Genomic DNA, 14462 nt, shown 5'->3' with positions numbered 1-14462 from the left:
TACGGAGAGGCTGTGGTGATCCAGCAGCCCTTCGGAGGACCGCCATGTTCCGCATTCGCACCTACAACCAGATCGCCTTGCGCGGCCTGGAGCGTTTTCCCCGCGACCGTTTCGAGGTCGCCAGCGAATTGTCCGAACCGGACGCCCTGTTACTGCGCAGCCACCCCCTCGGTGGCGCCGACATCCCTCCGACGGTGAAAGCCGTGGCCCGCGCCGGCGCCGGCGTCAATAACATCGACGTGGCCCACTGCAGTGCGCGGGGCATTCCGGTGTTCAACACCCCCGGCGCCAACGCCAACGCGGTCAAGGAGCTGGTGGTGGCCGGCCTGCTGCTGGCCTCGCGGCACCTGCGCGACGGGCTGGACTGGGTGGCCGGGCTGCGCGCGGACAGCGAAGCGGACCTGCACCGCCAGGTGGAAGAGGGCAAGAAGCATTTCCAGGGCCGCGAGTTGCGCGGCCGCACCCTGGGCGTGGTGGGGCTGGGCGCGATCGGTTCGCGGGTGGCGCACACCGCCCTGTCGCTGGACATGAACGTGATCGGCTATGACCCGGCGCTGAGCGTGGACGCCGCCTGGCGGCTGCCCAGCCAGGTGGCCCCCATGGCCAGCCTGGAAGCGCTGCTCGCGCGGGCGGATTACGTCACCCTGCATCTGCCGCTGCTGGACGCCACCCGGAATCTGATCGGCGCCGCCCAGCTGGCGCCCATGAAGGAAGACGCAGTGCTGCTCAACTTCGCCCGCCAGGGCATCGTCGACGACGCGGCGGTGGCCGAGGCGCTGCGCGCCGGCAAGCTGCGCGGCTTCGTCACCGATTTCCCCAGCCTGGCGCTGACCGGCGTTCCCGGCGTGCTGGCGCTGCCCCATTTGGGCGCCAGCACCGGCGAATCCGAGGAGAACTGCGCGGTGATGGCCGCCGAGGCGCTCACCGACTTCCTGGAAAACGGCAACATCCGCCACTCAGTGAACTTCCCCGACCTGATTCTGGAGCCGGGCCCGGGCGTGCGTCTGGCGGTGACCAACCGCAACATCCCCAAGATGCTCGGCCAGGTGCTGTCGGTGCTGGCGGACGCCGACATCAACGTGATCGACATGCTCAATAAAAGCCGCGACGAGCTGGCCTATAACCTGCTGGACCTGGAGGAAGAACCCACCGAGGCGGCGATGGCCAGAATCCGTGCTCTGGAAGGGGTGGTTAACGCCCGTCTGGTGCGTCCGTGAGCGACGCACGGCCCGTCAGCGATTTCGCACCAAAACGGCGCCAGCAGCCTGTGACAGCGCCGTGAAAGGGCATTCCGTGGCTGGGAGTTTTGCACAGCGGACGGCGATTGCTCATTTCACTTTTAGCAAGCACCCGTAACCGCTTGATTTGTGAAGGAAAGGTTTGTAACTGATTGATTTTATTGAAATTAATAATATGGATATTTTTTCGTCATTTAGGGGTCATCGGCGTGATCATGGGCCCTGGGGACAGTTCCTGACAGACTATGCACAGAGTTATCCACAGAATCTGTGAGTAACTTTTTCGTGAGGATTTTCTTACACGCCGGTTCAGTTGGTCTGCAGGCCGATGGCGTTCATGAACAAGCGCATCAACCAGGCCACCCCACCCAGCGTCAGAACACTGGCCACCCAGATCAGCACCAACCAGCCCAGCCGCTTGCGCAACGGGGCGGTGGCGCCGTCGCGGTCCCGGGTTTCACGACTTTGCATGCGGACTCCTCAACGCGTCAGTGGTAGCCGTCGCCGTGGCGCACCTTGCCCCGGAACACGTAATAGGCGAAGGCGGTGTACATCAGAATGAAGGGGATGATCAGCAACGCGCCCACCAGGGCGAAGCCCAGGCTCTGGGGCGGGGCGGCCGCTTCCCAGATGGAAATGTCCGGCGGCAGGATGTTCGGCCAGCCGCTGATCGCCAGCCCGGCGTAGCCCAGGAACATCAGCAGCAGGGCCAGCAGGAACGGCGCCACCGGCCGGCCCCGGGCCAGGGCCCGCTGCATCAGCAGGGCGGCGCCCACCACCAGCAGCGGCACCGGCGAGAACCAGACGATATTCGGAAAGCTGAACCAGCGCTCGGCGATCACCGGATCGCGCAGCGGCGTCCACAGGCTGATCACGGCGATGGCGGCGAGCAGAATCCACATCAGCGGCCGGGTCAGGTGGAACATGCGGAACTGCAGCTCGCCCTCGGTTTTCATGATCAGCCAGGTGCTGCCGAGCAGGGCGTAGGCGAACACCAGGGCGACGCCCGTGAACAGCGGGAAGGGCGCGATCCAGTCCAGCGGGCCGCCGGGGTAGGCGCCGTTCTCCACCGGCAGGCCGCTGACGTAGGCGCCCAGAACCACGCCCTGGAAAAAGGTGGCGGTGAAGGAGCCGCCGATAAAGGCCTTGTCCCAGATGTGGCGCTCGTGGTCGCGGGCCTTGAAGCGGAACTCGAACGCGATGCCGCGGAAGATCAGCCCCAGCAGCATGAAAATCAGCGGCAGATAGAGCGCCGTGAGCACCACCGAGTAGACCAGCGGGAAGGCCGCCAGCAGGCCCGCGCCGCCCAGCACCAGCCAGGTTTCGTTGCCGTCCCAGACCGGCGCCACGGTGTTCATCGCCACGTCGCGGTGGTGGCGGTCGGGAATAAAGGGATAAAGGATACCGATGCCCAGGTCGAAGCCGTCCATCAGCACGTACATCATGACGCCGAAACCGATAATCAGCGCCCAGATAAGAGGCAGATCAATACCCATGGCTCAGCGCCCTCCGTCCGTGTCTTGATCGTCGTCCAGGTCTTCCTCCACCGCGGACAGGGGGCGCATGGCATGCCGTGGCCGCCCCGGCCCGCCGCTGGTTTCCCGGGCGCCTTCTTCCAGTTGCGGGCCCTTGCGCACCAGCCGCAGGGTGTACGCCACGCCGGCGCCGAACACGAACAGGTAGACCACCACGAACAGCGCCAGGGACACGCCCAGGGTGGTGGCGGAATGGGTGGAAACCGCGTCTTCGGTGCGCATCAGCCCGTATACCACCCAGGGCTGGCGGCCCACTTCGGTGGTGTACCAGCCGGCCAGGATGGCGATCAGCCCGGCGGGGCCCATCAGCAGCGCGAAGCGCAGGAACCAGCGGCTGTCGTAGAGCCGCCCCCGCCAGCGCTGCATCAGGCTCAGGCCGCCGAGCAGAATCATCAGCATCCCCAGGCCCACCATGATCCGGAACGACCAGAACACGATCGGCACATTGGGACGGTCCTCCGGGGCGAATTCCTTCAGCCCCGGAATGGTGCCATCCCAGCTGTGGGTGAGGATCAGGCTGCCCAGGTGGGGCACCGACACCGCGAAACGGGTGCGCTCTTCCTCCATGTCCGGCCAGCCGAACAGGATCAGCGGCAGGCCCTCGCCGTCGGCGGCCTCCTCGCCGCCCCAGTGGCCCTCCATGGCGGCCACCTTGGCGGGCTGGTGCTCCAGGGTATTGAGCCCGTGGAAGTCGCCGATCACCGCCTGCACCGGCGCCACCAGCACCATCATCCACATCGCCATGGAGAACATCTTGCGCACCGCCGGGTTGTCGCGGCCGCGCAGCAGATGCCAGGCGGCGGAGGCGCCCACGAACAGCGCCGTGGCCAGGAACGCGGCCACCGACATATGGATCAGCCGGTAGGGGAAGGAGGGGTTGAAGATCACCGCCAGCCAGTCCACCGGCACCACCTGGCCGTTGATGATCTCGTGGCCCTGGGGCGTCTGCATCCAGCTGTTGGAGGCGAGGATCCAGAAGGTGGAAATCAGCGTGCCGATGGCCACCACCACGGTGGAAAAGAAGTGCAGCCCGGGGCCCACCCGGTTCCAGCCGAACAGCATCACGCCCAGGAAGCCGGCCTCCAGGAAGAAGGCGGTGAGCACTTCATAGGCCAGCAGCGGACCGGTGATGCTGCCGGCGAATTCGGAGAAGAAGCTCCAGTTGGTGCCGAACTGGTACGCCATCACCAGGCCGGAGACCACCCCCATGCCGAAGTTAACGGCGAAGATCTTCACCCAGAAATGGTACAGGTCCCGGTACAGCGTGTTCTTGGTGTACAGCCAGAGCCCTTCCAGCACCGCCAGATAGCTCGCCAGGCCAATGGTGATGGCGGGGAAGATGATATGAAACGAAATCGTGAACGCGAACTGGGCACGCGCCAGGTCCAGGGCCAGGGTTTCGGTCATGGGCGAAGCTCCTGAGTGATCCGGCGGCTCCGGGCGGGGCCGCTGTCATACCCGGTATGCTGCCCCATCAGGGGCATCCGCACCAAGTGACAAAAGGTCCTACCCCGGCGGGCTACAGCCGCAGCATCGGGAACGGCCGCCACGGCTGGGTGATCAGCTGCCGGGCGCTGAGGCCCAGCAGCAGGGCGTGGAAGCCGGCGTTGGGGAAACGCCGGTTGATCTCGCGCAGGCGCTCCCGGTCGACGCCGAAACGCAGCAGGCCCAGGGAGAGGTCGATCCAGTCGGCGCGGCGGAACGCCTCCACCAGGGTTTCGGCGGGGGCGTCGCTGCGGGTGAGTTTGTGGTGCTGGACGATCATGGCGTGGATTTCGTCGCTCCAGCTCTGCAGCCCGTGCTCGTCCAGATAGTGGCAGGCGAGCCGCGCCGAGGGCGGCAGGTAATCGAAGGTGCCCGCCAGCCAGATACCGGCGTCGTGGAAGAAGCCGGCCAGCTCCAGTTTGCGCAGATCGTCACCGGTGAGCGTGCGCTGCGCCGCCACCAGGTTGATCACCCGGTAAACGTGGTTCCGATAGGGCGTCTGATCCCGCCCGAAGCGCTCCGCGTACTGGTCGAACAGGCCGTCCAGTTCCGCCAGTTCGGTGATTAGCCTTTTCATTACTGCCCTTGGCGTGGTGGCCGTCCGCAATCCCTCTGTACCCTCAATTAACCAGACCGGGCCAGGCTTGTCATGCCCGGGGTGGATTTTTTGCATTCGGCGCCGGCTTGGTGGTCCTGCCGGATTGTTTTATAGTCGGACAAAGTGATTTCCATCGTCTTCCATTCGCCAGCGGACGCAGGCCAACGTGACCTTTAAAGCCCGGGAAAGCCTTTCCGAACAAATCGCCGGCCATCTGGCCGCGCAGATCATTCGTGGTGACATGCTGGCCGGCGACCGCATCCAGGAACTGCGCGTGGCCGGCGAGCTGGAAGTGAGCCGGGGGTCGGTGCGCGAGGCGCTGCTGATCCTGGAGCGGCGCCACCTGATCGACATCCTGCCGCGCCGCGGCGCGGTGGTGAAGGAAATGTCGGAAAGCCAGGTGCGCGGCCTCTATGAGCTGGTCCAGGTGCTGCTGGGTCTGGTGATCCGCAAGGCGATCAAGAATGTGCGCGAGGACGACCTGGACCCGATCATCGCGCTCATCCACGAGTTGCAGGTGGCGGCCTCCGACCGGGATCTGGAGCGCTTCTTCGACCTCAGCTTCCAGTTCCTGGAGCACGCCTATCCGTTCGCCCGCAACGGCTTCGTCGAGGACGTGCTCACCGACCTGCACCCGGCCCTGCAGCGCACCTATTTCATGGCGCTGCACCTGGATAACGACGAGATGAAAGAGTGCCTGTCGTTCTTCAAGGCGCTGGTGGAGACCATTTTCCGCCGCGACGTGCGCTCGGCCCTGGAGATCATCCGCGAATTCGCCGAGCACCAGTCCGAGCTGGTACAGGAATCCATTACCCGCGCCCGCCAGATCGAAGCGGCCTGGGGTGGCCGCCGTAAATAGCCCCCACAGGCCGATAAGGGCTTGCCAGCGGCGTCCTGGCTGCCTAGAATTGCGCCCCTCTGCAGAACCGTAGCTCAGTTGGTTAGAGCGCTGCCTTGACATGGCAGAGGTCGGCGGTTCGAATCCGCCCGGTTCTACCAGTTTCGAGCCGCTCTTGAATTCAGCGCTTGGCCACCCCAGGTTTACGCGGACCAAGGGGTCGCCTAGAATGATCGGCTATATTCAAGAGCCGCTGAGGTGATGGCGGCCTCGTTCGATTAACCAGTTGGAGGTTCACGACATTAAGCGTGGAGGCAAAGGCCGCGAGCAGCGAGCCAGAATTAATCAGCAAATCCAGGCGACTCAGGTTCGACTGATCGACGTCGATGGCGAGCAGGTAGGCATCGTTCCCTTAGAGGAGGCCATCGAGCAGGCCAGCGGCAAGCAACTGGATCTGGTGGAAATCTCCCCTGATGCGGAACCGCCTGTTTGCCGAATCATGGATTACGGCAAGCATCTGTTCGAACAAAAGCAGAAAGCCAAGGAGTCGCGCAAGAAGACGCGTCAGACTCAGCTTAAGGAAATCAAATTCCGTCCCGGCACCGACTCCGGCGACTATGAGGTGAAATTGCGTAACCTCAAGCGCTTCCTCGAGGCCGGCGACAAGACCAAGGTCACCGTGCGTTTCCGCGGTCGCGAAATGGCTCACCAGGAGCTGGGTCGCGAACTGCTGGAGCGGGTGGAGGCCGATCTCGCGGAACACGGTTCCGTCGAGCAACGCCCGAACATGGAAGGGCGCCAGATGATCATGGTGCTCAGCCCGGGCAGCAAGAAGAAAAAGTAACCGGAACCCCGGTTGCTTTTGTTTTATTCACACAACTTGAGACAGGTACCATGCCAAAGATCAAGACAAACCGCGGGGCCGCAAAGCGTTTTAAAAAAACCGCCTCCGGTTTCAAGCGTAAGCAGGCATTCAAAAACCACATCCTGACGAAGAAGTCCGCCAAGACGATTCGTCATCTGCGCCCCAAGACCCAGGTACACGAGTCCGATGTGCCCCTGGTCAAGCGCATGATGCCCTACAGCTAAATCACCGGTTTTTGGAGGTCTGAACAATGGCTCGAGTTAAGCGTGGTGTGCAGGCGCGTCGCCGGCACAAGAAGATTCTCAAGCAAGCAAAAGGTTATTACGGGGCGCGCAGCCGCGTCTTCCGCGTGGCGGTACAGGCGGTCACCAAGGCCGGCCAGTACGCTTACCGTGACCGCAAGGTCCGCAAGCGTCAGTTTCGTCGTCTGTGGATCGTGCGGATCAACGCCGCCGCCCGCGTCAACGGCATGTCCTACAGCCGTATGATCGACGGCCTCAAGAAGGCGTCCATCGAGATCGACCGTAAAGTGCTGGCGGACCTGGCGGTTCGCGATCAGGCAGCGTTTGGTGCTTTGGCCGAGAAAGCCAAAGCGAGTCTCGCCGCCTGAGCTGACTGTCGGTTAGCCTACACGACAGCACTCCGAAACGGGGGAAGAGCTCGCGCTCTTCCCCTTTTTCGTTTTGGGAGCCCCGACTGGCGCTCCCGAAGCAAGGCATAGATAACACGGGAACGGGTAAATCGTATGATGGAGAACCTGGAAAGCCTGGTGGAGGCGGCGCTGGCGGAAGTGGCCGGGGCCGGTGACGCGCGCGCGCTGGACGACGTGCGGGTGCGTTACCTGGGTAAGAAGGGGGAGATCAGCGCGCTGCTCAAGAGCCTGGGCGGGCTGAGCGCGGAAGAGCGGCCCAAGGCCGGCGCGCTGATCAACGAAGCCAAGCAGCGCGTTCAGGCGGCCATCGACGAGCGCCGCCAAACGCTCGAGGAAGCGGCCCTGAACGAGCAGCTGAGCGCCGAGACCCTGGACGTGACCCTGCCCGGCCGCGGCGAACAGCCCGGGGCGCTGCATCCGGTCACGCGCATGCGCCGGCGCATGGAAGACTTCTTCCTGCGGCTGGGCTTCGACATCGCCGAAGGCCCGGAGGTGGAAGACGACTTCCACAACTTCGAGGCGCTCAACATTCCCGCCCACCACCCGGCCCGGGCCATGCACGACACCTTCTATTTCGGTGACGGTCGTCTGCTGCGCACCCACACCTCGCCGGTGCAGGTGCGCGTGATGCAGAAGGGCGAGCCGCCGTTCCGGATCATCGCCCCCGGGCGGGTGTACCGCTGCGATTCGGATCTCACCCACACGCCCATGTTCCACCAGGTGGAAGGGCTGCTGGTGGACGAGAACATCACCTTCGCGGACCTGAAAGGCACCGTGGCGGCGTTCCTGAAGTTCGTGTTCGAGGTGGACGACCTGCCGGTGCGCTTCCGGCCCAGCTACTTCCCGTTCACCGAGCCCAGCGCCGAGGTGGACGTGGGCTGCATGACCTGCGGCGGTGAGGGCTGCCGGGTGTGCTCGCACAGCGGCTGGCTGGAAATCATGGGCTGCGGCATGGTCCATCCCAAGGTGCTGGAGCACGGCGGCGTGGACGCCACCCGCTACAGCGGCTTCGCCTTCGGCATGGGCGTGGAGCGCCTCGCCATGCTGCGCTACGGCGTCAACGATCTGCGTCTGTTCTTCGAAAACGACGCGCGCTTTTTGTCGCAATTCGCCTAGGGGATTATAAAGAATGCGTTTCAATGAAGCCTGGTTGCGGGAATGGGTCAACCCGGACATCGATAGCGATACCCTGGCCCACCAACTGACCATGGCCGGCCTGGAAGTGGACGCCGTGGAGCCGGCGGCGCCGCCGTTCACCGGCGTGGTGGTGGGGCAAATCGTAAGCTGCCAGCCGCACCCGGACGCCGACAAGCTGCGCGTCTGTGAAGTCAGCGACGGCGAGAGCACCTTCCCGGTGGTGTGCGGCGCCCCCAACGCCCGCGAAGGCCTGAAAGCGCCGTTCGCCCGGGTCGGCGCCTTGCTGCCCGGCGACCTCAAGATCAAGAAAGCCAAGCTGCGCGGCGAGCCCTCCGAGGGCATGCTGTGCGGCGGCTCCGAGCTGGGTCTCGAAGACCGCATCGACGGTCTGCTGGAACTGCCGGAAGACGCCCCCGTGGGTACGGATATCCGCGACTACCTGTCGCTGAACGACACCGTCATCGAAGTGGATCTGACCCCCAACCGGGCCGACTGCCTGAGCCTGCGCGGCATCGCCCGGGAAGTGGGCGTGCTCAACCGCACCCCGCTCAACGAGCCCGCCATCGAGCCGGTGCCCGCCACCCTGGACGACCGCTTCCCGGTGACCCTGGACGACAGCGACGGCTGCCCGCGCTACCTGGGCCGGGTGATCCGTGGCATCAACGCCGCCGCCGAGACGCCGCTGTGGATGGTGGAGCGCCTGCGCCGCGCCGGCGTGCGCGCCATCGACCCGATCGTCGACGTGACCAACTATGTGTTGCTGGAGCTGGGCCAGCCGCTGCACGCCTTCGACCTGGCCAAACTGACCGGCGGCATCCGCGTGCGCCGGGCCAAGGCCGGTGAGACCCTGCAAAGCCTGGACGATCAAACCCTGGAGCTGAACGACGACACCCTGCTGATCGCCGACGACAACGGCCCCCTGGCTCTGGCCGGCATCATGGGCGGCCGCCCCAGCGCGGTTTCGGAAAGCACCCGCGATCTGTTCCTGGAATGCGCCTTCTTCAGCCCGCTGGCCATCGCCGGCCGGGCGCGCCGCTACGGCCTGCACACCGACGCCTCGCACCGCTATGAGCGCGGCGTCGACCCGGCCCTGCAACAACGCGCCCTGGAGCGCGCCACCGCGCTGATCCTGGAGATCGCCGGCGGCGAAGCCGGCCCGCTGGACGAAACCCTGGCCGAGGACAAGCTGCCCGAGCCCGCCACCATCGAGCTGAGCGCCGAGCGCGTGGCCCGCCTGCTGGGCGCGCCCCTGGACGACGCCAACATCGTCGACATTCTCGAGCGCCTGGGCATGACGGTCACCGAAACCGGCGCCGGCCAGTGGTCGGTGCGCGCCCCCAGCTGGCGCTTCGACATGGCGATCCAGGAAGACCTGATCGAGGAACTGGCCCGCGTGCACGGCTACGAGAATCTGCCCAGCCGCGTGCCCGCCGGCACCCCCGCCGGCGACCCCGCCCCGGAGAAAGAGCTGCCGCTGCGCCGCCTGGGCGACACCCTGCGCGACCGCGGCTATATGGAAGCCATCACCTACAGCTTCGTGGCCCCGGAGCTGCAGGCCAAGGTGGACCCGGACCACGCGCCGCTGGCGCTGCTCAACCCGATCTCCGCCGACCTGGGCGTGATGCGCACCGGCCTGATCGCCGGCCTGCTGAGCGCCGCCGAGCGCAACGTCAACCGCCAGTGCAGCCGTCTGCGCCTGTTCGAGACCGGCCTGCGCTTCGTGCCCGGCCCGGACGGCCTGGCCCAGGAACCCATGGTCGCCGGCCTGCTCTACGGCAGCGCCCAGCCCGCCCACTGGGAGGGCAAGCCCCGCCCGGTGGACTTCTACGACCTGAAAGGGGACGTGGAGGCGCTGCTGGCCCTGTCACAACCAGACGCCTTCGCGTTCCAGCCGGGCAGCCACCCGGCACTGCACCCCGGCCAGTGCGCCGAAGTCACCCGTGACGGCCGCACCGTGGGCCACCTGGGCCGCCTGCACCCGCGCCTGGCCGCGCAGCTGGACCTGCCCAAGGGCCTGTATCTGTTCGAACTGGCCCTGGAGCCCCTGCGTCTGGGTCGCCTGCCGCACTTCGAGCCGGTCTCCGACCAGCCCCGCGTGCAGCGCGACCTGGCCTTCGTGGTCGACGCCGACGTGCCGGCCGGCGAGATGGTCGCCGCCGCCCACCAGGCCTGCGACGACCGCCTGCGTCAGGTGCATATTTTCGACCTCTACCAGGGCGACAACATCGAGGCCGGACGCAAAAGCCTGGCGCTGACCTTGACCTTCCAGGATCCTTCGCGCACTCTTAAGGACGCCCAGGTCAACGACCTGGTGGAAGCGGTAGTATCTCAGTTAAAACAACAGTTTAAGGCGACCCTCAGGGACTGAAGAAGGGCCTGGATTGAGGCATTTCCAATGGCGTTGACCAAAGCAGATATGGCCGACCGGCTGTTCGAGGAGCTCGGTCTCAACAAGCGCGAAGCCAAGGAACTGGTGGAGATGTTCTTCGAGCAGATTCGAGACTCACTGGCCGACAACCGGCCGGTGAAGCTCTCCGGATTCGGCAACTTCGACCTGCGTGACAAAAGCGAGCGCCCCGGCCGGAACCCGAAAACCGGGGAAGAGATCCCGATCTCCGCGCGCCGCGTGGTCACCTTCCGTCCCGGGCAAAAACTGAAACAGCGGGTGGAAGACTATGCTCGAACCCAGTCATAACGACGAACTGCCGGCGATCCCCGGCAAGCGCTACTTCACCATCGGTGAGGTCAGCGAGCTGTGCGACGTCAAACCGCACGTGCTGCGCTACTGGGAGCAGGAATTCCCCCAGCTCAAACCGGTAAAGCGGCGCGGCAACCGCCGTTACTACCAGCGCCAAGACGTGCTCACCATCCGCCAGATCCGCAGCCTGCTCTACGAGCAGGGCTTCACCATCGGCGGCGCCCGTCAGCAGCTCTCCGGCGACGCCAACGCCGAGCAGTCCACCCGCTACCACCAGATGATCAAGCAGATGATCGTCGAACTGGAAGACGTGCTGGACGTGCTCAACGCGGACCGCATCAACAGCGTGCGCCATCCCTGAACGCCGTCTGCTCAAAGCCTGAGCATCCGCGCCGACCGGCGCGGATTCCGGGTTCCATCCGACCGGGGAATCCGTTATGATTCCCGCCGCTTCGCCGCACTGAACCTTCCCCTGGCGGAGCAGCACAATTTCGGGGCGTAGCGCAGCCTGGTAGCGCACTTGCATGGGGTGCAAGGGGTCGAAGGTTCGAATCCTTCCGTCCCGACCAAATAAAACAAGGGGTTAGGCGATTCACAGCCTAGCCCCTTTTTTGTTGCCGGCATTTTTGCCCCACTTTTTGCCCCACCGAATAATTGCTCGGCCTCGGAGTGGCACCCCGGTCGCGTAGAAGGCCCTTTTCCAAAGCGGGGCGCACCCGTGGAGCTCTATCTGTCCGAGGTGATTAAGGGCAGGGTGGTTTGTCGATTCCTGCAGCGGCGTGCTGAAGAGCATCCCTGGCCTGCGCGAGCCTAACGCCAGGCTCCTCCGCCGTACCCTCTACAACAACCCTGTGCGCGTCCTGGTGCATTCCCAGAGGGCGTCAAGGTGCACGGCTATGAGGAAGGGGGCCGGGAGTGGCTACAGCGGTGGGCGGATCACCTGGAAACGCTTCGGTAGATACTGGCTTTCAGTCTGTACTGTTGTCCGGGGGTGGAGGAGGGGTGCGTGGTAGGGAGGCCGAGGAGCGTCTACGCGCCTTTGGAATCCGGGATAGCTCGTCCTGGTACTCATCGCGTATCACGCTTGCTCTTTCCTCGACCAAACCTTCGAATGCTTCGCGCTCTTCTTGGGCCGCCTGGTCCGTTATTGTGAGGCCTTCTAGCTGAACCTCCACGTTTGCGGCCCGGTTGGTGAGCTGCGTGATAACACGCTGGTGTTGCTCAAGGCGCTGCTTCTGCAGCTCTTCTTTGTGTTCCGCTTCTTGACTCGCTTTCTGGCTCGCTTCTGCAAGGCGCCGGTCCATTTCGGCCCGGAAATCCCGGCTCATGCTGTTCTCTCGGCGCACGAGATCCTCAAGAGCTTCGCTGATGGTCATATTCTGATTTTTGGCAAGATGGCGCAGCAAAGGCCGTAGATCTTTTCTCATTCTTAAGTTGTAGGTGCTGAACTGCTTATCGTCCCGCCTTTTTTTCCACTGGTAGTACGCGGAGCGCATCCTCAGCTCCAGCATGAGGTATGGAGCGTGCGCAGGATCTTGTGGCATTTGGGTGGCCTGATCGCGCGCCGGCCACTCCGCTACCAGCCCGCTCAGACGCGATTGAAGTGACCGCCAGCCATTCGCTGGACCGACTATGTGGCCTCGCTGACCGAGATACTTGGTAGCCCATTCACAGTGCTCTTGGTCTTCGAACTTAAACCAGTCGAGCCACTCCCTCCCCATTGGATTTCCCCCACGTCTGTCTTAGATCTGAGATGTCCGAAATTATATTCTTGATTGTATTATTACACATCAACGATTAGAGTTGTGACGTGTTTTAATTCTATTTTTAATAGGTGTTAATTTTGGATGAAAGCGCGCTTGACGGCAAGCTGGGTGGCATGGCGTGGCTATTAACCACGGAAGATCCAGCGCTTTCACCAGAGGCTAGGTACTTACTGGTGCGAGTGTGGCTCATGTTCGGAACCTCTCCGGTGAGACTGAAAATTAAGCAGTTACAGGAGTTGTTCGGGATCAGCCGAAAGACATTTCTCGACGCCAGAGGCGAGCTGCTCGCGGATCCCAGGTCAGAGGAGCGAAGGCCGTGTTTGGTGACGCGCTATCAGGATGATTGGCCCGACTGGGGACCTGGTAAATTTACTCGGGGGCGTCCTGTGCGGGAGTTCCGTGTGGAGAGAGCGTTGGGGCAAAAGTTGGCGAGCATGCCGATTGATCGGGGCGCCGTTAGTCAGGCGAATAAAGTAGCTGCAGCTCTTCACTGCCGCGCGGTGCAGTTAGGTCAAAATACTGATTCGTTCGATGGGCGGGTGCAGGTTAAGGCTGAGGATCAGCTTCCTTCTCGCCTGGCCATTCCGGGCAAGCTTTTGTTAGCGATTCTGTGGAATTTGGCGGATAGACGAGGGGTGGTGATCGACGCTGGGCTTCGTCGGCTATCTCGGCTGGTGGGGATGTCTCCTTCCCGAGTCCGTAATCATCTTCACCGCCTGGAGCAGTTGGGGTTCTTCACGTTAAGGGTCCCTGGCCTGACCGGGCGCTTCGTCCCAGGAAAGGTGCCGAGTGCCCTGGTATTGAACAGCGCCGCCATCGGTTATCCAAAGTTAGCGACAGATACTCCCTCGACTGGCATCTTTCTGAACCTAGGCGAACTCAGTCCTGTGGCGTCCGTGCACCGGAAGTGCGATCGGATTTCGAACAAAAGGAGCGCCGCTGCTGTGAGCGGTAAGGTGAATGACGGTGACTCGGATCGATGGATCGAGGCGGAGGCTTCCGCTTATCCCGGTCTGGTACCACCGCATCAGGAGGAGGAAGAAGGCGAGGAGAAGCCTCCGCCCTTATATTCGGCATTCGCCGGCGAACCACGTCGTGCAGAGGTTCGAGAATATCTTCTATTCAAAGCTTGTGACTATGTGACGTGGCTGGTTAACGAGTATCCAACGGAGCTGCACGACGGGGAGAGAGGCGAGCGGAGTGAACCGGATGCGGCCGGGGCCCTCCTTGAAAGGGTAGAGCGCGAATTGTTGTCCAATGGTCAGTTACGAGAGAGGTATAAGGGAGCCAGGGTCTTATTGGCTCGCTGGTTCTGCATTCACGTCTGGCGGAGGGCCCGGGAGGTTATAGCGGTCATGGCTAAGAATGAGGAAGCGAGCCCGGAATCGGTGACCGAAAACATCGGTTCGCGTTATTCAGATATCCTCTTGATGCCGGTTAGGGGGAAGACCGTCCATTTTTTGACCTACGACTGCAGGGAGCAGACTGACCAGGCGGATGCGAAGAACCCAGCGTAAAGATTATGGGTAAGCGGATTAAATGGTTGATCTTACCTTTGCATGAGAGTGAGACAGACCGGCATCTCATCGGATTATCTGGTTGATGCTTCACCTACTGCTGGTGCATGTTTCCTTCGCTAATTCCAGCAAG

15 protein-coding genes and 2 tRNA genes are annotated in these 14462 nt (G+C 63.3%); 12 read left to right on the top strand and 5 right to left on the bottom strand.

What is annotated here, in order from left to right; translation table 11 throughout:
- Nucleotides 1-44 precede the first annotated feature (44 nt).
- Complete coding sequence (locus ACEQZD_RS08255) at nucleotides 45-1217, top strand: phosphoglycerate dehydrogenase (protein WP_370184893.1); 1173 nt, start codon at nucleotides 45-47, stop codon at nucleotides 1215-1217.
- 330 nt (nucleotides 1218-1547) lie between these two features.
- Here ACEQZD_RS08255 and ACEQZD_RS08250 read toward each other — a convergent pair whose 3' ends face one another.
- The 4 genes from ACEQZD_RS08250 to ACEQZD_RS08235 form a co-directional block, all read right to left on the bottom strand.
- Nucleotides 1548-1709 (bottom strand): DUF2474 domain-containing protein, encoded by a 162-nt coding sequence (locus tag ACEQZD_RS08250; protein WP_370184891.1) that lies wholly within the window; start codon nucleotides 1707-1709, stop codon nucleotides 1548-1550.
- Nucleotides 1710-1726: 17 nt separating this feature from the next.
- Nucleotides 1727-2734 (bottom strand): cytochrome d ubiquinol oxidase subunit II, encoded by a 1008-nt coding sequence (cydB, locus tag ACEQZD_RS08245; RefSeq protein ID WP_370184889.1) that lies wholly within the window; start codon nucleotides 2732-2734, stop codon nucleotides 1727-1729.
- A 3-nt stretch (nucleotides 2735-2737) separates the two neighbouring features.
- Nucleotides 2738-4180: a cytochrome ubiquinol oxidase subunit I gene (locus ACEQZD_RS08240; protein ID WP_370184887.1), complete on the bottom strand. Its 1443-nt coding sequence runs from the start codon at nucleotides 4178-4180 to the stop codon at nucleotides 2738-2740.
- Between the two features lie 112 nt (nucleotides 4181-4292).
- Nucleotides 4293-4835 (bottom strand): hypothetical protein, encoded by a 543-nt coding sequence (locus ACEQZD_RS08235; RefSeq protein WP_142948651.1) that lies wholly within the window; start codon nucleotides 4833-4835, stop codon nucleotides 4293-4295.
- A 187-nt stretch (nucleotides 4836-5022) separates the two neighbouring features.
- On the opposite strand from ACEQZD_RS08235, the gene ACEQZD_RS08230 reads away from it, so the two are divergent.
- The 10 genes from ACEQZD_RS08230 (at nucleotide 5023) to ACEQZD_RS08185 (ending at nucleotide 11615) form a co-directional block, all read left to right on the top strand.
- Nucleotides 5023-5715, top strand: a complete 693-nt coding sequence (locus tag ACEQZD_RS08230; RefSeq protein WP_067610418.1) for a GntR family transcriptional regulator — start codon at nucleotides 5023-5025, stop codon at nucleotides 5713-5715.
- Between the two features lie 63 nt (nucleotides 5716-5778).
- A tRNA-Val gene (locus tag ACEQZD_RS08225) sits at nucleotides 5779-5855 on the top strand.
- A gap of 125 nt (nucleotides 5856-5980) precedes the next feature.
- Complete coding sequence (infC, locus tag ACEQZD_RS08220) at nucleotides 5981-6538, top strand: translation initiation factor IF-3 (RefSeq protein ID WP_142948650.1); 558 nt, start codon at nucleotides 5981-5983, stop codon at nucleotides 6536-6538.
- Nucleotides 6539-6588: 50 nt separating this feature from the next.
- The gene (gene rpmI / locus ACEQZD_RS08215; protein WP_067610414.1) at nucleotides 6589-6783 is read left to right on the top strand and encodes a 50S ribosomal protein L35; all 195 of its coding nucleotides are present in this window, start codon (nucleotides 6589-6591) and stop codon (nucleotides 6781-6783) included.
- A gap of 26 nt (nucleotides 6784-6809) precedes the next feature.
- A complete protein-coding gene (gene rplT / locus ACEQZD_RS08210; RefSeq protein ID WP_067610411.1) occupies nucleotides 6810-7169 on the top strand; it encodes a 50S ribosomal protein L20 in 360 nt (119 codons plus the stop codon).
- Between the two features lie 138 nt (nucleotides 7170-7307).
- Complete coding sequence (gene pheS / locus ACEQZD_RS08205) at nucleotides 7308-8327, top strand: phenylalanine--tRNA ligase subunit alpha (RefSeq protein ID WP_142948751.1); 1020 nt, start codon at nucleotides 7308-7310, stop codon at nucleotides 8325-8327.
- A gap of 13 nt (nucleotides 8328-8340) precedes the next feature.
- A complete protein-coding gene (pheT, locus tag ACEQZD_RS08200; RefSeq protein ID WP_370184884.1) occupies nucleotides 8341-10716 on the top strand; it encodes a phenylalanine--tRNA ligase subunit beta in 2376 nt (791 codons plus the stop codon).
- A gap of 27 nt (nucleotides 10717-10743) precedes the next feature.
- Nucleotides 10744-11043, top strand: a complete 300-nt coding sequence (ihfA, locus tag ACEQZD_RS08195) for an integration host factor subunit alpha (RefSeq protein ID WP_142948648.1) — start codon at nucleotides 10744-10746, stop codon at nucleotides 11041-11043.
- On the top strand, nucleotides 11024-11407 hold the full coding sequence (locus ACEQZD_RS08190) for a MerR family transcriptional regulator (protein WP_142948647.1): 384 nt from the start codon (nucleotides 11024-11026) through the stop codon (nucleotides 11405-11407). Before ihfA ends, ACEQZD_RS08190 begins: the two co-directional genes overlap by 20 nt.
- Nucleotides 11408-11538: 131 nt before the next feature.
- Nucleotides 11539-11615 (top strand) — tRNA-Pro (locus tag ACEQZD_RS08185).
- A 399-nt stretch (nucleotides 11616-12014) separates the two neighbouring features.
- Here the strand turns inward: ACEQZD_RS08185 and ACEQZD_RS08180 are convergent.
- Nucleotides 12015-12542 (bottom strand): hypothetical protein, encoded by a 528-nt coding sequence (locus ACEQZD_RS08180; protein ID WP_138771171.1) that lies wholly within the window; start codon nucleotides 12540-12542, stop codon nucleotides 12015-12017.
- A 347-nt stretch (nucleotides 12543-12889) separates the two neighbouring features.
- Here ACEQZD_RS08180 and ACEQZD_RS08175 point away from each other — a divergent pair, with 347 nt between their 5' ends.
- Nucleotides 12890-14329, top strand: coding sequence for a hypothetical protein (locus tag ACEQZD_RS08175; RefSeq protein WP_067608112.1), 1440 nt, complete (start codon nucleotides 12890-12892; stop codon nucleotides 14327-14329).
- Nucleotides 14330-14462: the final 133 nt, after the last annotated feature.

It is taken from the genome of Alloalcanivorax sp. (assembly GCF_964221125.1).
In the GTDB taxonomy this organism is placed as follows: Bacteria; Pseudomonadota; Gammaproteobacteria; order Pseudomonadales; family Alcanivoracaceae; genus Alloalcanivorax; species Alloalcanivorax venustensis.
This window is presented reverse-complemented; position numbering and strand designations above follow the sequence as displayed.